Here is a 15,935-nt window from a genome sequence, read left to right as displayed (position 1 = left end):
TACGGGGGCACCGCGGGCCCGTGCGGTGCCCCGCACCTGTCCTATCGGCCCAGTCGTCGCCGTATCCGCCGGACCTGGCGGTGGTCGGCGACCGCGTCGAGGAACCGGCGTCCGGTACCGGACTCGTGGGCCGGGCCCTCGATCCGCAGCAGGGCGCCGTCACGGACGACGGCGTAGGCGACGGGGGCCGCTGTCTTCGGGAGGGCGACCGGATGGCGTCCGTCCGGGAGCCGGAGGCGAGCGGGGAGCCTCAGCCGTGCCGTCGTCCCGTCGTCACCGGCGATCAGCTCGGCGTCCACCGTCAGGGCGGACACGGTGACCTTGAGGCAGGCCGGACCACTGGCCGCCGTCGCCGCCAGGTACGGCAGCGGGAGCGACCGCTCACCGCGCGCGGTGTTCGCCGCGGCAGCACCGGCCGTGTCGGAACCGAGCTTTCGCTGGCGCTGGTCCACGTCGAGGGCGAGCTGGCCGCTGCCCGTCCAGTACGGCAGCGCGAGCCGGCCACCGGTCAGCGCCGGGCCCGCGGCCGGGGCACCCGGGGTGCCGTCGCCGGTCAGGCGGACCATACGGTCGACGCCCAGCAGCTGGACGTACGCCCACACGTCGTGCACCCCGCGCTCCAACGGCCGCCCGCCCGCGAGCCGTTCCGGGTCGAGGAGCAGCCGCCCGGCCGCGACGAGCCGCGAGCGTCCCTCGCCGCAGGGCTCGAGCCGCACCTCCAGGTCGCCCTCCGGGTACCACCAGTCCTCGCGGTCACGGTCCTTGACGACCAGTTCGGCGTACGCCAGCCGGAACGGATCGCGGACCTCCCAGCCGTCCTCGGTCCCCGGGACCCCGGCGAGCAGCTCCGGGTCGAGCCACCGCTTCCCGTCCCGCTCGACCAGCACCAGCGGCTCGCCGTCTCCGCGCAGCAGGTCAAGGGTGACGTCGGCGACCAGCCGGCCGTCCTCCCACCGCAGTCCGCCGACCGTGCTGCGGGCCTTGACCTCACGGATGCGCTCGGCGAGGGCTACGGCGCCGTCGAAGTCACCGCGTTCGAGGAGTTCGGCGCGGAGGCGGGAGACGGTGGGGAGCCCTTCGCGTACGGCTGCCGGGAACTCCTCGGTCGCCAGCTTCCGGGCCGCCTCGAAGCGCTCCCGCTGTTCAGCCGGCTCCTCGCGGAGGATCTCGGGCTCGCGGGTACGGGAGAGGATCTCGACGTGGTACAGGCGGTGCAGGAGACGGTTCTGCAGCGCGTCGACGTCGTCGGACGCGGGTGTGCCGTCCTTGATCTGACGCACGATGGTGCGGCAGTTGGACCAGAAGCCGTGACGCGGGTTGAAGCGATGCTGGGTGTTGTTGCCGCCGTCGTCCCGCTTCATCCAGTAGTAGCAGGGGTAGTCGGCGAGGACCGATATCCGCTCGGCCTTCAGATAGGCGGCGCTGACGAAGGCCAGGTCCTCCAGGATCCAGGGCCCCTCGGGGAACAGCAGCCCGTGCTCCTCGACGAAGGCGCCCCGGAACATCTTGTGCGGCGACATGCTCTGCATGAGCTCGTCGTTCTCGATGGTGCAGGCGTCCACCGTGTGCCGGAACAGGCGCCGGGGACGCACCATGGTGCTGGACATCTTGCCGAGGACCACGTCGGCGTCATTGCGCTTGGCGTGCTCGTACAGCCGCTCCAGGGCCTCGGGCCCGAGCGTGTCGTCATGGTCGACGAACTGGATGTACTCGCCCTTGGCGTGCCGCATGCCGAGATTGCGCGGTGCGCCCGGCCAGCCGGAGTTCGGCCGGGTGTGCACCTGGACGTTCGGGTGTCCGGCGGCGATCTTCTTCAGCCGCTCCAGCGTGTCGTCCGTCGACCCGTCGTCTACGTAGATGACCTCGTACTCGTCGGCCGGCAGGCTCTGCCCGAGCAGCGACGGGGCACACTCGTCGACGTACTTCCCGGTGTTGTAGACGGGAACGACGACGCTGACTTTGACTCTCGGCATTCCACGGACCCTACCCGGCCCCTGGAATGCCTTCTGTCACGTGCGTCTCAGAACTTGTTCCTGGGAGTGATCCCCAAGGAGAGCCCCGAAAGCCCCCGCTGCCGCCCTCCGAGCTTCCCCGCGATGCCCCGCAGAGCCGCCCCCGCGGGAGAGTCCGGATCCGTCAGCACCACCGGCTTGCCCTCGTCGCCGCCCTCGCGGAGGCGGACGTCGATCGGGATGGAGCCGAGGACCGGGACCGTCGCGCCCGTCGTGCGGGTCAGGCCGTCCGCCACCGTCTGACCGCCACCCGTGCCGAAGACGTCCACCATCTCGCCGCAGTGCGGGCACGGCAGGCCGGACATGTTCTCGACCACGCCGACGATCTTCTGGTGGGTCTGCACGGCGATGGAGCCGGCGCGCTCGGCGACCTCCGCCGCCGCCTGCTGCGGGGTCGTCACCACCAGGATCTCCGCGTTCGGGACCAGCTGGGCCACCGAGATCGCGATGTCGCCCGTGCCCGGGGGGAGGTCCAGGAGCAGTACGTCCAGGTCGCCCCAGTACACGTCCGCCAGGAACTGCTGGAGGGCACGGTGGAGCATGGGCCCACGCCACACCACCGGCGCGTTGCCCGGCGTGAACATGCCGATCGAGATGACCTTCACGCCGTGCGCGGACGGCGGCATGATCATGTTCTCGACCTGGGTGGGGCGGCCGTCGGCGCCCAGCATGCGCGGCACCGAGTGGCCGTAGATGTCGGCGTCGACCACGCCCACCTTGAGGCCGTCGGCCGCCATCGCCGCCGCCAGGTTCACCGTCACCGAGGACTTGCCGACACCGCCCTTGCCGGAGGCGACCGCGTAGACACGCGTCAAGGACCCCGGTTTCGCGAAGGGGACCTCGCGCTCGGTCTGGCCGCCGCGCAGCGCGGTCGCCAGCTCCTTGCGCTGTTCGTCGCTCATCACGTCGAGCGTGACGTCGACGCGGGTGACGCCCTCGACGGCCGCGACCGCGTCGGTGACGCGTTGCGTGATCGTCTCGCGCATGGGACAGCCGGAGACCGTCAGGTACACGGTCACCGCGACCGCCCCGTCGGCCCCGATCTCCACCGACTTCACCATCCCGAGCTCGGTGATGGGCCGGTTGATCTCGGGGTCGTTCACCGTCGCCAGTGCCTCGCGCACCGCGTCTTCGCTAGCCATACAGACGATGGTACGGCGCCGTACAAGCACCCCTGTACGGCTCTCAACGGTCGTCTACGTCACGTACCGACGGCCGATCCGACCGTTCTGCCGGGAATACGCCGTGCCCGTCCTGCCGTGCCTCCAGCTCCTTCATCAGGTCCTGGAGCTCCGAGCGGATCCAGTCGCGGGTCGCCACCTCCCCGAGGCCGATCCTGAGCGCGGCGATCTCGCGGGTCAGATACTCGGTGTCCGCGATCGACCGCTCGTTCTGCTTGCGGTCCTGTTCGAGATTGACCCGGTCCCGGTCGTCCTGCCGGTTCTGCGCGAGCAGGATCAGCGGCGCCGCGTAGGAGGCCTGGAGGGACAGCATCAGGGTGAGGAAGATGAACGGGTAGTTGTCGAAGCGCAGATCGCCGGGCGCGAAGATGTTCCACAGCACCCACGCGATGATGACGACCGTCATCCAGACGATGAACCGCCCGGTGCCCAGGAACCGCGCGATCCGCTCCGACAGCCGCCCGAACGCCTCCGGGTCCCACTCGGGCAGCAGCCGGCGGCGCGGCGACCGCGGCTGGTCGAGCCGGGGGCGGGTGCGGGTGGCCGCCGTGGCCCCGGCCGGGCCGCGCTCCCGGGTCGAGCTCTCGCGCTCAGGCGTCATGACGGGTCTCCTCTTCGGAGTCGAACTCCGTCTCCCGCCAGTCCTCCGGCAGCATGTGGTCGAGTACGTCGTCCACGGTCACCGCGCCGAGCAGCGAGCCCGCGTCGTCGACCACGGGCGCCGCGACCATGTCGTACGTCGCGAAGAACCCGGCGACGACCTGCAGGGTCGCGTCGGGATCCAGGGCCTGCAGGTCGTCGTCGACCATGGAGCTGACGAGGGTGTAAGGCGGGTCGCGCAGCAGGCGCTGGAAGTGGACCGTGCCGAGGTACTTGCCGGTCGGCGTCTCGTCGGGCGCGCGGCACACGTAGACCTGGGCGGCCAGGGCCGGGGACAGGTCGGCGTTGCGGACGCGGGCGAGCGCGTCGGCGACGGTCGCGTCAGGACGCAGGATGATCGGTTCCGTCGTCATCAGACCGCCGGCCGTGTGCTCCTCGTAGGCCATCAGGCGCCGCATGTCGGCCGCGTCCCCCGGCTGCATCAGGCTCAGCAGCCGCTCCTGCTCCTCCGTGGGGAGCTCGGAGAGCAGGTCGGCCGCGTCGTCGGGGTCCATGGCCTCAAGGACGTCGGCGGCCCGCTCCTCCTTCAGCTTGCCGAGGATCTCGATCTGGTCGTCCTCGGGCAGCTCTTCCAGTACGTCGGCCAGGCGGTCGTCGTCGAGAGCCGCGGCCACCTCGGCGCGCCGCTTGGGGGAGAGGTGGTGCAGGACGTTGGCGAGGTCGGCCGCGCGCAGCTGCTCGAAGGTGGCGAGAAGGCTCTCGGCGCCCTGTCCGTGCTCCTCCAGGGTGAAGCCGGTGACCGCGGACCACTCGACGGTCAACGCCTCGCCCTTGCGACGGAACGCCCCGCCCTTGCCGCCCTTGCGCACGAAGACACGGTCGATCTCCCAGTCCCGGCGGGCCGGCAGGTGGTGCACCGACGCGTCGAGGACGGTGACCTGTTCGCCGGACTCCACGAGCGTGACGCGCCGGTCGAGGAGCTCGCCGAAGACCAGGCGCTCGGTGGGCCGTTGCTCGAAGCGACGGACGTTGAGCACGCCGGTGGTGATGACCTGGCCGGACTCGATGCTCGTGACCCGGGTCATGGGCAGGAAGATACGGCGCCGGGTGGAGAGTTCGACGACCAGCCCGAGCACACGGGGCGGCCTGCGCCCGACGCGCAGGACGACGACCAGATCGCGCACGCGGCCCACCTGGTCGCCGTTGGGATCGAAGACGGCGACGCCGGCGAGATGCGAGACGAAGATCCGGGGGGCTCCCGCTGCCATGGCTGTGCTTCCTTTGCATACGAGGCTGCGTACGGGGTGTTGCGTTCGTCGTGCGTTGTCCGGATTGCCCGCTCGGGAGGGCTTAAGGCTAGCCCGTACCGATCGGATACGCCCTGGTGAGCGCTCCGGACGGTCTGGCTCCGCCCGGGGCCCGCAGCCCCGGTACGCTGCCGTACGCCGCTGAAGGACCCTCGTCAGAAAGGCAGCCCCACCTGTGACTGCGATTCCCCAGGGCCGTGCCCGCAGGGCCGTACTGGTGAGCGCGATCTGCGCCCTGGTCGTGACGGGAACGGGGCTGACAGGGTGCAGCGAGGATCCCGACGAGGGCACCAACGGGGTCGGCAAACTGCCCGCCGCCCAGATCCAGTCCAGGACCCGGGCGGCCGCCGGGTCCGCCGACGCGCTGCGCCTGTCGGGGAACGTGGTCACCAGCGGGCGTACATACAAGCTCGACATGCGCCTGAGCTCCGACGGCGGCTCCGGATCGGTCACCGCGGAGGGGGCCACCTTCCAGCTGCTGCGGATCGGCAAGGAGCTGTATCTGAAGGCCGACGCGGACTTCTGGACCCAGGAGGACGGCAAGGGAGACGGTTCGGACTCGGACGCGGCCGCCGACAAGCTCGACGGCAAGTACGTGAAGGTGCCGTCGGGCGACCCGGCGTACAAGAAGTTCAGCGGTTTCACGGACAAGGACGTTCTCCTCGACGGACTTCTGACGCTGCACGGCAGCCTGGAGACCGACGGCCACCATGAGCAGGCGGGTACCCGCACGATCCGCATCACGGGTGACAAGGGTGACGGCGGCACGCTGGACGTCTCCCTGGAGGGCCGGCCGTATCCCCTGCGCCTGGCCCGGGCGGGCGGCGCGGGCACGCTGACCTTCTCGGCCTGGGGCAAGAAGTTCTCCCTGACCGCACCGGGCAAGGACGAGACGGTGGACTACGGCAAGCAGCTGCCGACGTCCTAGCGTTTGCGCCGTTTCATCAGCAGCCGCGGAAGCCCCGCGGGAACCGGCTCACGCGTGGTCGCCGGTGTCGGCAGCGGCGGTTCGGCCAGGTCGCCGTCGGGGAGCGAACCCGTGACCCCCGTCGGCTCGAGCCGGAGCACCCGGCACTCGCGGGACCAACGGTCCGTCATCGCCTCGCCGTCGGGGGCGTTCAGCCGTTTCCCCTTGAGCTCGGCGACCGCCGCCTCCCAGGCCTCTGATCCGGGCGCGAGTTCCACGACCTTCGCCGCCCAGGAGACCAGCCGACCGCCCTTGTCCTTGCTGCGGACGGTCACCTCGGCGGCGCCCTGGTCGGTCAGTCCGGGCAGCGGCTGCTCCCCAGGTCCGTCGCCCACCAGGCACGCGGCACCTTCGTGCCACACATGCCACAGGGCGCGGGCCGGGCCGCCGGGTCCCTTGACCCAGATGAGGCCGGACTTCTTCGTGGCCTCCTCGACGAGGGCCCGGTCGAGCAGCTCACTTGTCATGAGGCCCACCCTAGAGCCAGCCGTTGCGCTTGAGGGTGCGGTGGATGCCCAGGCAGATGACACCGGTGATCGCCATGATCACGGGATAGCCGAGCTTCCAGTGGGTCTCAGGCATGTAGTCGAAGTTCATGCCGTAGACACCGCACACCATCGTCGGTACGGCGACGATCGCGGCCCAGGACGTGATCTTGCGCATGTCCTCGTTCTGGGCGACGGACGCCTGCGCGAGGTTGGCCTGGAGGATCGAGTTGAGCAGTTCGTCGAAGCCGAGGACCTGCTCCTGGACCCGGGCGAGGTGGTCGGCGACGTCCCGGAAGTACTTCTGGATGTCGGGGTCGACGAGCCGCATCGGCCGCTCGCTGAGCAGCTGCATGGGCCGCAGCAGCGGGGCGACGGCCCGCTTGAACTCCAGCACCTCACGCTTGAGCTGGTAGATCCGCGCCGAGTCGACACCACGCGAGACCTTGCCGCCGCGCCCGGGGGTGAACACCTCGGTCTCCACCTCGTCGATGTCGTCCTGCACCGCGTCGGCGACCGCGACATAACCGTCGACGACATGGTCGGCGATCGAGTGCAGCACCGCCGAGGGCCCCTTGGCGAGCAGCTCCGGGTCGTCCTGGAGCCGGTGGCGCAGCGCCCTGAGCGAGCCCTGGCCGCCGTGCCGGACGGTGATGAAGAAGTCCCGGCCGGTGAAGCACATGACCTCGCCGGTCTCGACGATCTCGCTGTTGGCGGTGAGCTCGTCGTGCTCGACGTAGTGGATGGTCTTGAAGACGGTGAACAGGGAGTCGTCGTAGCGCTCCAGCTTGGGCCGCTGGTGGGCCTGGACGGCGTCCTCGACGGCGAGCGGGTGCAGCCCGAACTCACCGGCGATACCGGAGAATTCGGCCTCGCTCGGCTCGTGCAGACCGATCCAGACGAACCCGCCGTCGCGGCGCACCTGGCGCATCGCCTCGTGCGGGCTCAGGTGGTGGTCGGTCTCCACGCGCCGGCCGTCGCGGTAGACGGCGCAGTCGACGACGGCGGAGGGCGTCGAGGGGTCGCGCGTCGCGTCGTACGCGCCGGTGTCCTTGCGCAGCGAGGGGCGCGACGGCCGCACGGCGGCACGCAGGTCACGGATCATCGACATGGCAGGCTCCTTCGTGACGGGCAACAAAGGGCGCCGGCGACGGATGGAACTACCCGGAATGGGGACGTCCTGCTGTGGGTGTTTGGCACGTCCACAAAGCGGGGAGCACCGCACCATCGCGGTGGCGAACTTCGCTACTGATTCAGCTACTGCTGCAGATCAGACAGATCAGGCAAAACGAACGAAGTGCTCTTCCGCACGAAGACGCGAACGTGAAAGGCGGCGGTTGCCGAAAGTCACAGAGCTGCATCAGCGGCCGGAAGAACGAGTGGTACTACCAGGTCGACTTCGATCCATGACAGCCCCACCTCCTCCGGCCGGTCCCTCGTAAGGGACGATCCATTCCCGTAAGGGAGTCTCACTGGCGTCGGGACTCGATGCGCGACGCTTCAGCGTGCTGCCCCGACGACCGGGCAAGACTATCAGCCGGCCCAAGTGTCAAGGCGCTGCTTTGCCCGGTACTGACGAGTTCTATGCTCGCCGCATGGCAGATGTTCTTCCTCTGGTCGAGGCCCGGTTGCGCAGCGTGCTGGGCGAGCCGGACGCGCGCGCGGCGGTCACCTTCCTCGGTACGGACCGCATCGAGGTGCTCCGCTTCACCGACGGGGACGTCGTCCGCTACGCCACCCTCGGCATGTCCGCCCAGCCGATGGGCGACCCCACCGCGATGCTCGCCGACCCGGTCAAGGGCCCGCGCGCCGAACTGCTGATGTCCGTACGGTCAGGGCTCGCCGACACCGACAAGGTGCTCCGCCCGCTCGCCGTGCTCGCCGCGTCCCCGCAGGTCGAGGGCGTGGTCGTGGCTCCGGGCGCGTCACTCGACGTGGGTGAACCCCTGTGGCCGGGCGCCCCGTTCACCTCGGTCCTGGTCGCCGAGCCGGGCGGCCTTGTCGAGGACCTGGAACTCGACGAGCCCCTCGACCCGGTCCACTTCCTGCCGTTGCTCCCCATGACGCCGAACGAGGCCGCCTGGAAGCGCGTCCACGGCGCCCAGGCTCTCCAGGAGCGCTGGCTGACGAACGGGACGGACCTTCGGGATCCGTCCCGCAAGTCCGTCCCGCTGGAGTGAGCCTCGCGTGAGCAAGGTCACCAAGTGGTGGCAGGAAGCCGTCAGTTGACGAAAACGGCGACACTGTCCTCGCTCGCGTGCTTCGGCTCCAGCTCCTCCGCCTCGTGCGTGAGCGCGTTGCGTCGTACGACGACCACGAGCGCGCCCAGCGCCGCCGTCACCGCCGCCACCACGAACGGGATGTGGATGTCGGTCCACTCCTCGATCTTCGGCGCGAAGTAGGGCGCCGCGGCCGCCGCGAACCAGCGCACGAAGTTGTAGCCCGCGCTCGCCACGGGCCGCGGGGCGTCCGACACGCCGAGCGCCAGCTCCGTGTAGACGGTGTTGTTCACGCCGATGAAGGCGCCGGACAGGATCGTGCAGACGATGGCCGCCGTGTGGTTGCCGTAGCCGAGGACGAGCACGTCGAGCGCGAGCAGGACGAGTGATCCGCCGAGCACCTTGAGCGAACCGAACCGCTCCTGGAGGCGCGGCGCGACGAACACCGAGAAGACGGCGAGCAGCACACCCCAGGCGAAGAACACGGCACCCGACTTGTACGGGGTCATGTCGAGCACGAAGGGCGTGAAGGCCAGCACGGTGAAGAACGTGTAGTTGTAGAAGAAGGACGACACCGCGGCCGAGGCGAGCCCGCCGTGGCCGAGCGCCTTGACCGGGTCGAGCAGGGACGTCTTCCGGGCCGGCTTGGGCTGTTCCTTCAGGAACACCGTGATGCACAGGAAGCCGATCGCCATCAGGAAGGCCGTACCGAAGAACGGGTAGCGCCAGCTGGCGTCACCGAGCAGCGCGCCCAGGAGCGGGCCGCAGGCCATGCCGAGGCCGAGGGCGGACTCGTACAGCAGGATCGCCGCCGCGCTGCCGCCCGCCGCCGCGCCGACGATGACGGCGAGGGCCGTGGAGACGAACAGGGCGTTGCCCAGACCCCAGCCGGCCCGGAAGCCCACCAGCTCCTCGACCGAGCCCGAGGTGCCCGCGAGCCCCGCGAAGACCACGACGAGGGCGAGGCCGAGCAGCAGGGTCTTCTTGCCGCCGATACGGCTGGAGACGAAGCCGGTGACCAGCATCGCGATCGCGGTGATCAGGAAGTACGAGGTGAACAGGAGGGAGACCTGGCTCGCCGTGGCGTCCAGGCCCTGGGCGATCGACGGCAGGATCGGGTCCACCAGTCCGATGCCCATGAAGGCGACGACGGACGCGCCGGCGGTCGCCCAGACCGCCTTGGGCTGGCGCAGAAGACTGGTCGCTCCCGCGTCGAAGGGGTCCTGACTTGCTCCCATCATGTGCTCCCATCCCGAGGTAGATAGTTGGTATATGCACATAGTAAGTTAGCGGGGCTAATTAATGCAAGCTACATCTAAATGTCCTGGTGAACCGCTTCCGTCCGGACGGGTGATCGTCCTTGACGTGAGGGAGCGAGGGTAGGACCGTGGGGCCCTATGAGGGGCGAACCCAGTTGCCCGAAGTGTGGTGGCCGGGTCAGGGCTCCCGGACTCTTCGCCGATACCTGGCAGTGCGATGTGCACGGGACGGTGCATCCGCTGCAGCCCGTGATCCCGCCCAGCGTCGAGGCCCTCGAAGTCGTGGTGCATCGCACGCAGGTGCCGGTGTGGATGCCGTGGCCGTTGCCGGTCGGCTGGCTGTTCACGGGCGTGACCTGTGCCGGCGACGACCGCAGCGGCGGTCGCGCCACGGCCGTGGCCTGCACGGGACCCGGGCCGCTCGGGGGTGTCGGCGAGCTGATTCTCGTCGCCGAGGAGCTCGGGGTCGGGCTCGGGGCGCGTTACGCGGGCATCGACGGGCCGGATCCGGGGCCGTACATGAGCGTGGAGAAGCCGGCGCAGGCGAAGGTGCTCGCGGCCGGCCGGCCGACTCCGCTGTGGCATGTCGCCGGGGCGCCCGACGATCGGGCGGTCTTCGCGGGAGAGGCGCTCGGGCTGTGGTTGTGGGCGGTCGTCTGGCCCGAGCAGTCCGGATTGCTGATGTACGACGAGCTGGTGCTCACGGATCTGCGCGATGCGGGGGCGGAAGTGGAACTGGTGCCCTGTGGGGCGGTGTCGCCCCGACTGCTGAAACCCTGACTGTAGGGGTCGCACGCTGGTAGCGGGTGTGACAGGGCGGCTCGATGATCCGGTTATCCTTGAGCGTCCTACTGTTCCGTCAGCGTCTGGAGTCCGCGTCGTGCGCATCGATCTGCACTGCCACTCCACGGCTTCCGACGGGACCGACACGCCCGCCGAGCTGGTGCGGAACGCCGCCGCTGCCGGGCTGGACGTCGTCGCCCTCACCGATCACGACACGACCCGCGGGTACGGCGCGGCCATCGCCGCGCTGCCCGTCGGGCTGACCCTCGTCACCGGGGCCGAGCTGTCCTGCCGGATCGGCGGGGTGTCCATGCACATGCTGGCCTACCTCTTCGATCCCGAGGAGCCCGCGCTGCTCGCCGAGCGGGAGCTGGTGCGCGACGACCGGGTGCCCCGGGCGCGCGGGATGGTGGCCAGGCTTCAGGAGCTGGGTGTGCCGGTCACCTGGGAACAGGTGGCACGGATCGCCGGTGACGGGTCCGTAGGGCGGCCGCATGTCGCCACCGCGCTCGTCGAGCTCGGGGTCGTCGCGAGCGTCGACGACGCCTTCACCGGCGACTGGCTGGCCGACGGCGGGCGGGCCTACGTGGAGAAGCACGAGACCGACCCCTTCGAGGCGATCCGGCTGGTCAAGGGGGCCGGCGGGGTCACCGTGTTCGCCCACCCGGGCGCGAGCAAGCGCGGTCACACCGTCCCGGAGTCCGCGATCGCCGAGATGGCCGCCGCCGGGCTCGACGGCATCGAGGTCGACCACATGGACCACGACGAGGACACGCGCGTACGGCTGCGCGGGCTCGCCAAGGACCTGGGGCTGCTGACCACCGGCTCCAGCGACTACCACGGCAGCCGCAAGACGGTCGCCCTCGGCGAGTACACGACGGACCCCGAGGTGTACGGGGAGATCACGCGGCGGGCGACGGGCGCGTTCCCGGTTCCGGGGGCCGGCGGAATCTGAGGCTCGACCCCGCTTCCGTCACCCGGCGCCAGGCCCTGCCCGGCTCCGTGTTCCACCCCAATCTGTAAGGCCAGTTCCGTCATGTTCGACGTCGCCGTCTTCGGCTCGCTCTTCCTCACCCTGTTCGTCATCATGGATCCCCCCGGGATCACCCCGATCTTCCTCGCGCTGACCGCCGGCCGGCCCGGCAAGGTGCAGAAGCGGATGGCCTTCCAGGCCGTCTGTGTGGCGGGCGGTGTCATCGCCGTCTTCGGTCTCCTGGGCCACCAGATCCTGGACTACCTGCATGTCTCCGTGCCCGCGCTGATGATCGCGGGCGGGCTGCTGCTCCTGCTGATCGCGCTCGACCTGCTCACCGGCAAGACCGACGAGCCGAAGCAGACCAAGGACGTGAACGTGGCGCTCGTGCCGCTGGGCATGCCGCTGCTGGCGGGGCCGGGTGCGATCGTCTCCGTCATCCTCGCCGTGCAGAAGGCCCACAGCGTCGCCACGCAGGTCTCGGTGTGGACGGCGATCCTCGCCATCCATGTCGTGCTGTGGCTGGTGATGCGGTACTCGCTGCTGATCATCCGCGTCATCAAGGACGGCGGGGTCGTGCTGGTGACCCGGCTCGCGGGCATGATGCTCTCCGCGATCGCCGTGCAGCAGATCATCAACGGGATCACCCAGGTGATCCGGGCGAGCTGAACGGCCATGGGTATGCGCAGAGCCCCCGCCCGGCGTCGATGCCGGGCGGGGGCTCTGAAGCTTCGGCGGTGATCCGCGTCTGTTACGAGGCCGAGGTGTCGGCCGGACGGATCCAGAGCCGCTGTCCTATGGCGGCGGCCTGCTGGACGATCCGATTGACGGAGGCGGCGTCCACGACAGTGCTGTCCACGGGCGTGCCGTCGACGTCGTCGAGTCGCATGATTTCGAAGCGCATGGCTTCTCCCTTCGTCTGGTCATCCTCCTGCGGAGAATTACTGCGTACGTGAGTAGTCAACGGGGTGCGTGTTACAAACATTCCCTACGCTAAAGAAATTTTTCGAACGGCTAACTACTGACCGGTAAGTGAGTCTTCGGAGACTCCTCGGGACCGGTTGTGTTCGCAGCGTGACCGCCGGGACAATGGTGGCGATGAACGACGACCTGGCGCCACTGAGCGCCCGCATCGACCGCACCAACGAGCTGCTCACCCGCATGCTCGCCGAGGTCGCGAAGACGCCCTCGACGCATGCGATCTTCGTCGATGCGGGATACCTCTACGCGGCCGCGGGACGACTCGTCGCCGGCACCGAGGACCGTCGCGCCTTCGACCTCGACGCCGAGGGCCTGATCGAGGCCCTCATCGACCGGGCCCGCACCATCTTCGCGGACAGCAGACTGCTGAGGGTCTACTGGTACGACGGCGCGAGACGCCGTATCCACACCTCGGAACAGCAGTCCATCGCCGAACTCCCCGACGTGAAGGTCCGGTTGGGCAACCTCAACGCCAACAACCAGCAGAAGGGCGTCGACTCGCTCATCCGCTCCGACCTGGAGTCCCTGGCCCGACACCGCGCGATCAGCGACGCGGCACTCCTGGGCGGAGACGAGGACCTGGTCTCGGCGGTCGAGGCGGCCCAGGGTTACGGCGCCCGCGTGCACCTGTGGGGCATCGAGGCACCGGAGGGCCGCAACCAGGCGGAACCGCTCCTCTGGGAGGTCGACAGCCAGCGCACCCTCGACCTCGACTTCTTCAAGCCGTACGTCTCCCGGCGGGCGGCCGTGCCCTACGAGTCGACGACCACCCGGCCCGCCCGCGACGACGTCCGTTTCGTGGGCGCGCAGATCGCCGCGAAGTGGCTCGGGGAGCGGGGGAGGGCGGCGCTGCAGGAGCTGCTGCCCGGCCATCCGTATCTGCCGGGCTCGGTGGACCAGGACCTGCTGGTGGAGGCGGAGGGGCTTCTCCAGTACTCGCTGCGGGGACAGGCGGATCTGCGGCGGGCACTGCGGGACGGGTTCTGGGAGCACTTGCAGGGGCAGTACTGACCGCTTACTGGCCCGTCAAATGGCCGACGCTGTCCCAGAAGTCGGCCAGGGCGTGGGCCATGGGGAGGGGCTGGTCGGCGTTGGGGGAGTGTTCGGCTCCCGGGATCACCGTGCGGCGGGCGCCCAGTCGTACGGCCATGTCGTCGAGGAGAGGCACCGGCCAGGTGTCGTCCTGAGAGCCGGACAGGACGTGGAACGGCAGCGGCACGGCGGCGAGTTCGCCGACCCGGTCCGGCTCGGTGCACAACTGGCGTCCGGTCGCGAGGAGTTGGGCGGGCTTGTTGCCGAGCCAGCGGCGGCGGAGCTGTTCGACGTCCCCGATGCCCTTGGCGGGCCCACCGACCTCCTCCGGCGGTCCCATGGCCAGGATCGCGTCCCACACCTCGGTCATCGTCATCACACCGAGCGCGTCCCGCAGCAGCTTCACCCGCTGCTGCTGGGAGTCGGAGATCTGCGCGGGGCCCGAGGAGACGAGGGTGAAGGACAGGAAGGGCGAGTGGTCGAGCAGTACGGCAGCACGCGCGATCTGACCGCCCAGGGAATGCCCGAGCAGGTGCACCGGTGTGTCGAGGGCGGCGGCCTGGGCGAGCACGTCCCGCGCCAACTCCCCGCGTACGTAGGCGGATTCGTCGGTCTCGGGCCCGTCCGACTCGAACTGTCCCCGCCCGTCCACGGCCACGACCCGGTATCCGCGCGCCGTGAGCGGCTCGTGGAGCAGCGTGAAGTCCTCCTTGCTCCCCGTGAACCCGGGCAGCAGCAGCGCGGTGCCCTTCTTGGCGACAGCGGGGGGCACGGCCGAGTCCACGACCGCGAACTCACCGCGAGCGGTGCGCAGAAGGTAGGCACGGGCGCCGGGGGGCGGGGTGAAGACGGCTCGGGTGCTCACGGGGTGAGGGTATCGGGCGGGGGTGACGGGCCGGCGGCGTAGGGGGTGGTACGCCGCAGACGGTGGCACGGGCGCCGTCGGGCGGCTGCGGGCTGGTGCGGTGTGGATACGCCGACGGCCCGGCCCCAGGTGAAGGGGCCGGGCCGTTCGGTGTGGGATCAGCTGTCCGCGGGCTCCGCGGCGGCCGTCTTGCGGGTCCGGCGGCGCGGTGCGGCGACCTTCGGCTCCTGGTCCGCCTGGGCCGGGATGTCGGCGCTCACCGCGGGCTCGGCGGCCTTGCGGGTGGTACGCCGACGGGGCTTGGCCTCGGCCGTGTCCGTGACGACCTCGGCGGTGGCCGCGGTCTTGCGGGTGCGCCGGGGCTTGGTCTCCGCCGTGTCGGCGGTGGCCTCCGTCGTCGCGGTGGCGGTCGTGGTCTTGCGGGTGCGGCGCGGCTTGGTGGCCGTGCCTTCCGCGGTGTCCACGGCCGTCTCGGCCGCCTTCGCCGAGCTCGCCGTCTTTCGGGTACGCCGCGGGTTGGCCACCTCGACCGCCTCCGGCTCCTGGACCGACTGGGCCGGGATGTCGGCGGTCACGGCAGGCTCGGCGGCCTTGCGGGTACGACGGCGCGGCTTGGCTTCCGTCGCCTCGGCCGTGTCCACGGCGGCTTCTGCGGCCGGAGCCGCGGCCGCCGTCTTGCGGGTGCGGCGGGGCTTGGCCTCGGTGGCTTCGGCCGTGTCCACGACGGCTTCTGCGGCCGAGGTGGCAGCGGCTGCCTTGCGGGTGCGGCGGGGCTTGGTCTCCGTGGCCTCCGCCGTGTCGGCGGTGGCCTCCGTCGTCGCGGTGGCGGTCGTGGTCTTGCGGGTGCGGCGCGGCTTGGTGGCCGTGCCTTCCGCGGTGTCCACGGCCGTCTCGGCGGCGGGAGCGGCGGTCGCTGCCTTGCGGGTGCGGCGGGGCTTGGCCTCGGTGGCTTCGGCCGTGTCCACGGCGGCTTCTGCGGTCGGAGCCGCGGCCGCCGTCTTGCGCGTACGGCGCGGCTTCGTGACCGGAGCTTCCGCCACCGGAGCGGCCTCGGTGACCGGAGCGGCCTCCGTGACCGGCGTGGTCTCGACGACCGTCTCCACCGCGGCCGGCGTCTCCGCGGACCTGCGGGTCCGGCGGCGGCGCGGGGTGGCCGGGGTCTCGGTGTCGAGGGACGGGCCCTCTGCCGCCGTGACGGCGGACTCCGCGGCCTCGGACACGGCCGGCGTGGTCGCCGTGGCCGGCGCCGCGTCGGACGCCCCGCCGCGGGT

General features: G+C 70.5%; 15 protein-coding genes and 1 pseudogene. 6 read left to right on the top strand and 10 right to left on the bottom strand.

The genetic code is table 11. The annotated features are described in order from the left end of the window. Positions 1-41: 41 nt before the first annotated feature. Genes BFN33_RS48525 through BFN33_RS48510 form a run of 4 tightly spaced genes read right to left on the bottom strand, consistent with a single transcriptional unit; the run spans position 42 to position 5,061 of the window. Entirely contained in the window at positions 42-1,973 is a 1,932-nt protein-coding gene (locus tag BFN33_RS48525) for a glycosyltransferase family 2 protein (protein WP_069766630.1), read from the bottom strand. A gap of 47 nt (positions 1,974-2,020) precedes the next feature. Continuing rightward, complete coding sequence (locus tag BFN33_RS48520) at positions 2,021-3,154, bottom strand: Mrp/NBP35 family ATP-binding protein (RefSeq protein WP_057610059.1); 1,134 nt, start codon at positions 3,152-3,154, stop codon at positions 2,021-2,023. Positions 3,155-3,197: 43 nt separating this feature from the next. After that, positions 3,198-3,794, bottom strand: coding sequence for a DUF1003 domain-containing protein (locus BFN33_RS48515; protein WP_069766629.1), 597 nt, complete (start codon positions 3,792-3,794; stop codon positions 3,198-3,200). Further along, positions 3,784-5,061 (bottom strand): magnesium transporter MgtE N-terminal domain-containing protein, encoded by a 1,278-nt coding sequence (locus BFN33_RS48510; RefSeq protein ID WP_069766628.1) that lies wholly within the window; start codon positions 5,059-5,061, stop codon positions 3,784-3,786. The genes BFN33_RS48515 and BFN33_RS48510 overlap by 11 nt, the downstream gene beginning before the upstream one ends. A 214-nt stretch (positions 5,062-5,275) precedes the next feature. Between BFN33_RS48510 and BFN33_RS48505 the strand changes: the two genes are divergently transcribed. Continuing rightward, complete coding sequence (locus BFN33_RS48505; RefSeq protein ID WP_069766627.1) at positions 5,276-6,028, top strand: hypothetical protein; 753 nt, start codon at positions 5,276-5,278, stop codon at positions 6,026-6,028. Here BFN33_RS48505 and BFN33_RS48500 read toward each other — a convergent pair. Together BFN33_RS48500 and BFN33_RS48495 are read right to left on the bottom strand one after the other, a co-directional pair. Then, positions 6,025-6,534, bottom strand: a complete 510-nt coding sequence (locus tag BFN33_RS48500) for a hypothetical protein (protein ID WP_069766626.1) — start codon at positions 6,532-6,534, stop codon at positions 6,025-6,027. The two genes, BFN33_RS48505 and BFN33_RS48500, sit on opposite strands and share 4 nt — an antisense overlap. 10 nt (positions 6,535-6,544) lie before the next feature. Continuing rightward, the gene (locus BFN33_RS48495) at positions 6,545-7,663 is read right to left on the bottom strand and encodes a magnesium and cobalt transport protein CorA (protein WP_069766625.1); all 1,119 of its coding nucleotides are present in this window, start codon (positions 7,661-7,663) and stop codon (positions 6,545-6,547) included. Positions 7,664-8,147: 484 nt separating this feature from the next. Here BFN33_RS48495 and BFN33_RS48490 point away from each other — a divergent pair, with 484 nt between their 5' ends. After that, the gene (locus tag BFN33_RS48490) at positions 8,148-8,732 is read left to right on the top strand and encodes a suppressor of fused domain protein (RefSeq protein WP_069766624.1); all 585 of its coding nucleotides are present in this window, start codon (positions 8,148-8,150) and stop codon (positions 8,730-8,732) included. Positions 8,733-8,773: 41 nt separating this feature from the next. On the opposite strand, the gene BFN33_RS48485 is transcribed toward BFN33_RS48490, so the two are convergent. Continuing rightward, complete coding sequence (locus BFN33_RS48485) at positions 8,774-10,009, bottom strand: MFS transporter (RefSeq protein ID WP_069766651.1); 1,236 nt, start codon at positions 10,007-10,009, stop codon at positions 8,774-8,776. A gap of 159 nt (positions 10,010-10,168) precedes the next feature. On the opposite strand from BFN33_RS48485, the gene BFN33_RS48480 reads away from it, so the two are divergent. From BFN33_RS48480 to BFN33_RS48470, 3 genes are all read left to right on the top strand, one after another. Further along, positions 10,169-10,810: a DUF6758 family protein gene (locus tag BFN33_RS48480; protein WP_069766623.1), complete on the top strand. Its 642-nt coding sequence runs from the start codon at positions 10,169-10,171 to the stop codon at positions 10,808-10,810. Positions 10,811-10,910: 100 nt separating this feature from the next. Further along, positions 10,911-11,768: a PHP domain-containing protein gene (locus BFN33_RS48475; RefSeq protein WP_069766622.1), complete on the top strand. Its 858-nt coding sequence runs from the start codon at positions 10,911-10,913 to the stop codon at positions 11,766-11,768. A gap of 81 nt (positions 11,769-11,849) precedes the next feature. Continuing rightward, entirely contained in the window at positions 11,850-12,455 is a 606-nt protein-coding gene (locus BFN33_RS48470) for a MarC family protein (protein ID WP_069766621.1), read from the top strand. A gap of 82 nt (positions 12,456-12,537) precedes the next feature. Here the strand turns inward: BFN33_RS48470 and BFN33_RS51645 are convergent, their stop codons facing one another. Continuing rightward, entirely contained in the window at positions 12,538-12,690 is a 153-nt protein-coding gene (locus BFN33_RS51645) for a hypothetical protein (RefSeq protein WP_007384531.1), read from the bottom strand. 194 nt (positions 12,691-12,884) lie between these two features. Between BFN33_RS51645 and BFN33_RS48465 the strand changes: the two genes are divergently transcribed. Further along, positions 12,885-13,778 (top strand): NYN domain-containing protein, encoded by an 894-nt coding sequence (locus BFN33_RS48465; protein ID WP_069766650.1) that lies wholly within the window; start codon positions 12,885-12,887, stop codon positions 13,776-13,778. A 4-nt stretch (positions 13,779-13,782) separates the two neighbouring features. Here BFN33_RS48465 and BFN33_RS48460 read toward each other — a convergent pair whose 3' ends face one another. Then, complete coding sequence (locus tag BFN33_RS48460) at positions 13,783-14,664, bottom strand: alpha/beta fold hydrolase (RefSeq protein ID WP_069766620.1); 882 nt, start codon at positions 14,662-14,664, stop codon at positions 13,783-13,785. Between the two features lie 158 nt (positions 14,665-14,822). Next, positions 14,823-15,935, bottom strand: a pseudogene (locus BFN33_RS55185) (DEAD/DEAH box helicase); the annotation flags it as partial.

Origin of the sequence: Streptomyces sp. LUP47B (assembly GCF_001746295.1) — a bacterium.
Taxonomy (GTDB): domain Bacteria; phylum Actinomycetota; class Actinomycetes; order Streptomycetales; family Streptomycetaceae; genus Streptomyces.
This window is presented reverse-complemented; position numbering and strand designations above follow the sequence as displayed.

What these genes read in the sequence shown, in the direction of transcription:
- BFN33_RS48465 (WP_069766650.1), top strand. Translation starts at nt 12,885, where the DNA reads ATGAACGACGACCTGGCGCCACTGAGCGCCCGCATCGACCGCACCAAC.
- BFN33_RS48515 (WP_069766629.1), bottom strand. Translation starts at nt 3,794, where the DNA reads ATGACGCCTGAGCGCGAGAGCTCGACCCGGGAGCGCGGCCCGGCCGGG.
- BFN33_RS48525 (WP_069766630.1), bottom strand. Translation starts at nt 1,973, where the DNA reads ATGCCGAGAGTCAAAGTCAGCGTCGTCGTTCCCGTCTACAACACCGGG.
- BFN33_RS48485 (WP_069766651.1), bottom strand. Translation starts at nt 10,009, where the DNA reads ATGGGAGCAAGTCAGGACCCCTTCGACGCGGGAGCGACCAGTCTTCTG.
- BFN33_RS48470 (WP_069766621.1), top strand. Translation starts at nt 11,850, where the DNA reads ATGTTCGACGTCGCCGTCTTCGGCTCGCTCTTCCTCACCCTGTTCGTC.
- BFN33_RS48495 (WP_069766625.1), bottom strand. Translation starts at nt 7,663, where the DNA reads ATGTCGATGATCCGTGACCTGCGTGCCGCCGTGCGGCCGTCGCGCCCC.
- BFN33_RS48520 (WP_057610059.1), bottom strand. Translation starts at nt 3,154, where the DNA reads ATGGCTAGCGAAGACGCGGTGCGCGAGGCACTGGCGACGGTGAACGAC.
- BFN33_RS48490 (WP_069766624.1), top strand. Translation starts at nt 8,148, where the DNA reads ATGGCAGATGTTCTTCCTCTGGTCGAGGCCCGGTTGCGCAGCGTGCTG.
- BFN33_RS48480 (WP_069766623.1), top strand. Translation starts at nt 10,169, where the DNA reads ATGAGGGGCGAACCCAGTTGCCCGAAGTGTGGTGGCCGGGTCAGGGCT.
- BFN33_RS51645 (WP_007384531.1), bottom strand. Translation starts at nt 12,690, where the DNA reads ATGCGCTTCGAAATCATGCGACTCGACGACGTCGACGGCACGCCCGTG.
- BFN33_RS48510 (WP_069766628.1), bottom strand. Translation starts at nt 5,061, where the DNA reads ATGGCAGCGGGAGCCCCCCGGATCTTCGTCTCGCATCTCGCCGGCGTC.
- BFN33_RS48500 (WP_069766626.1), bottom strand. Translation starts at nt 6,534, where the DNA reads ATGACAAGTGAGCTGCTCGACCGGGCCCTCGTCGAGGAGGCCACGAAG.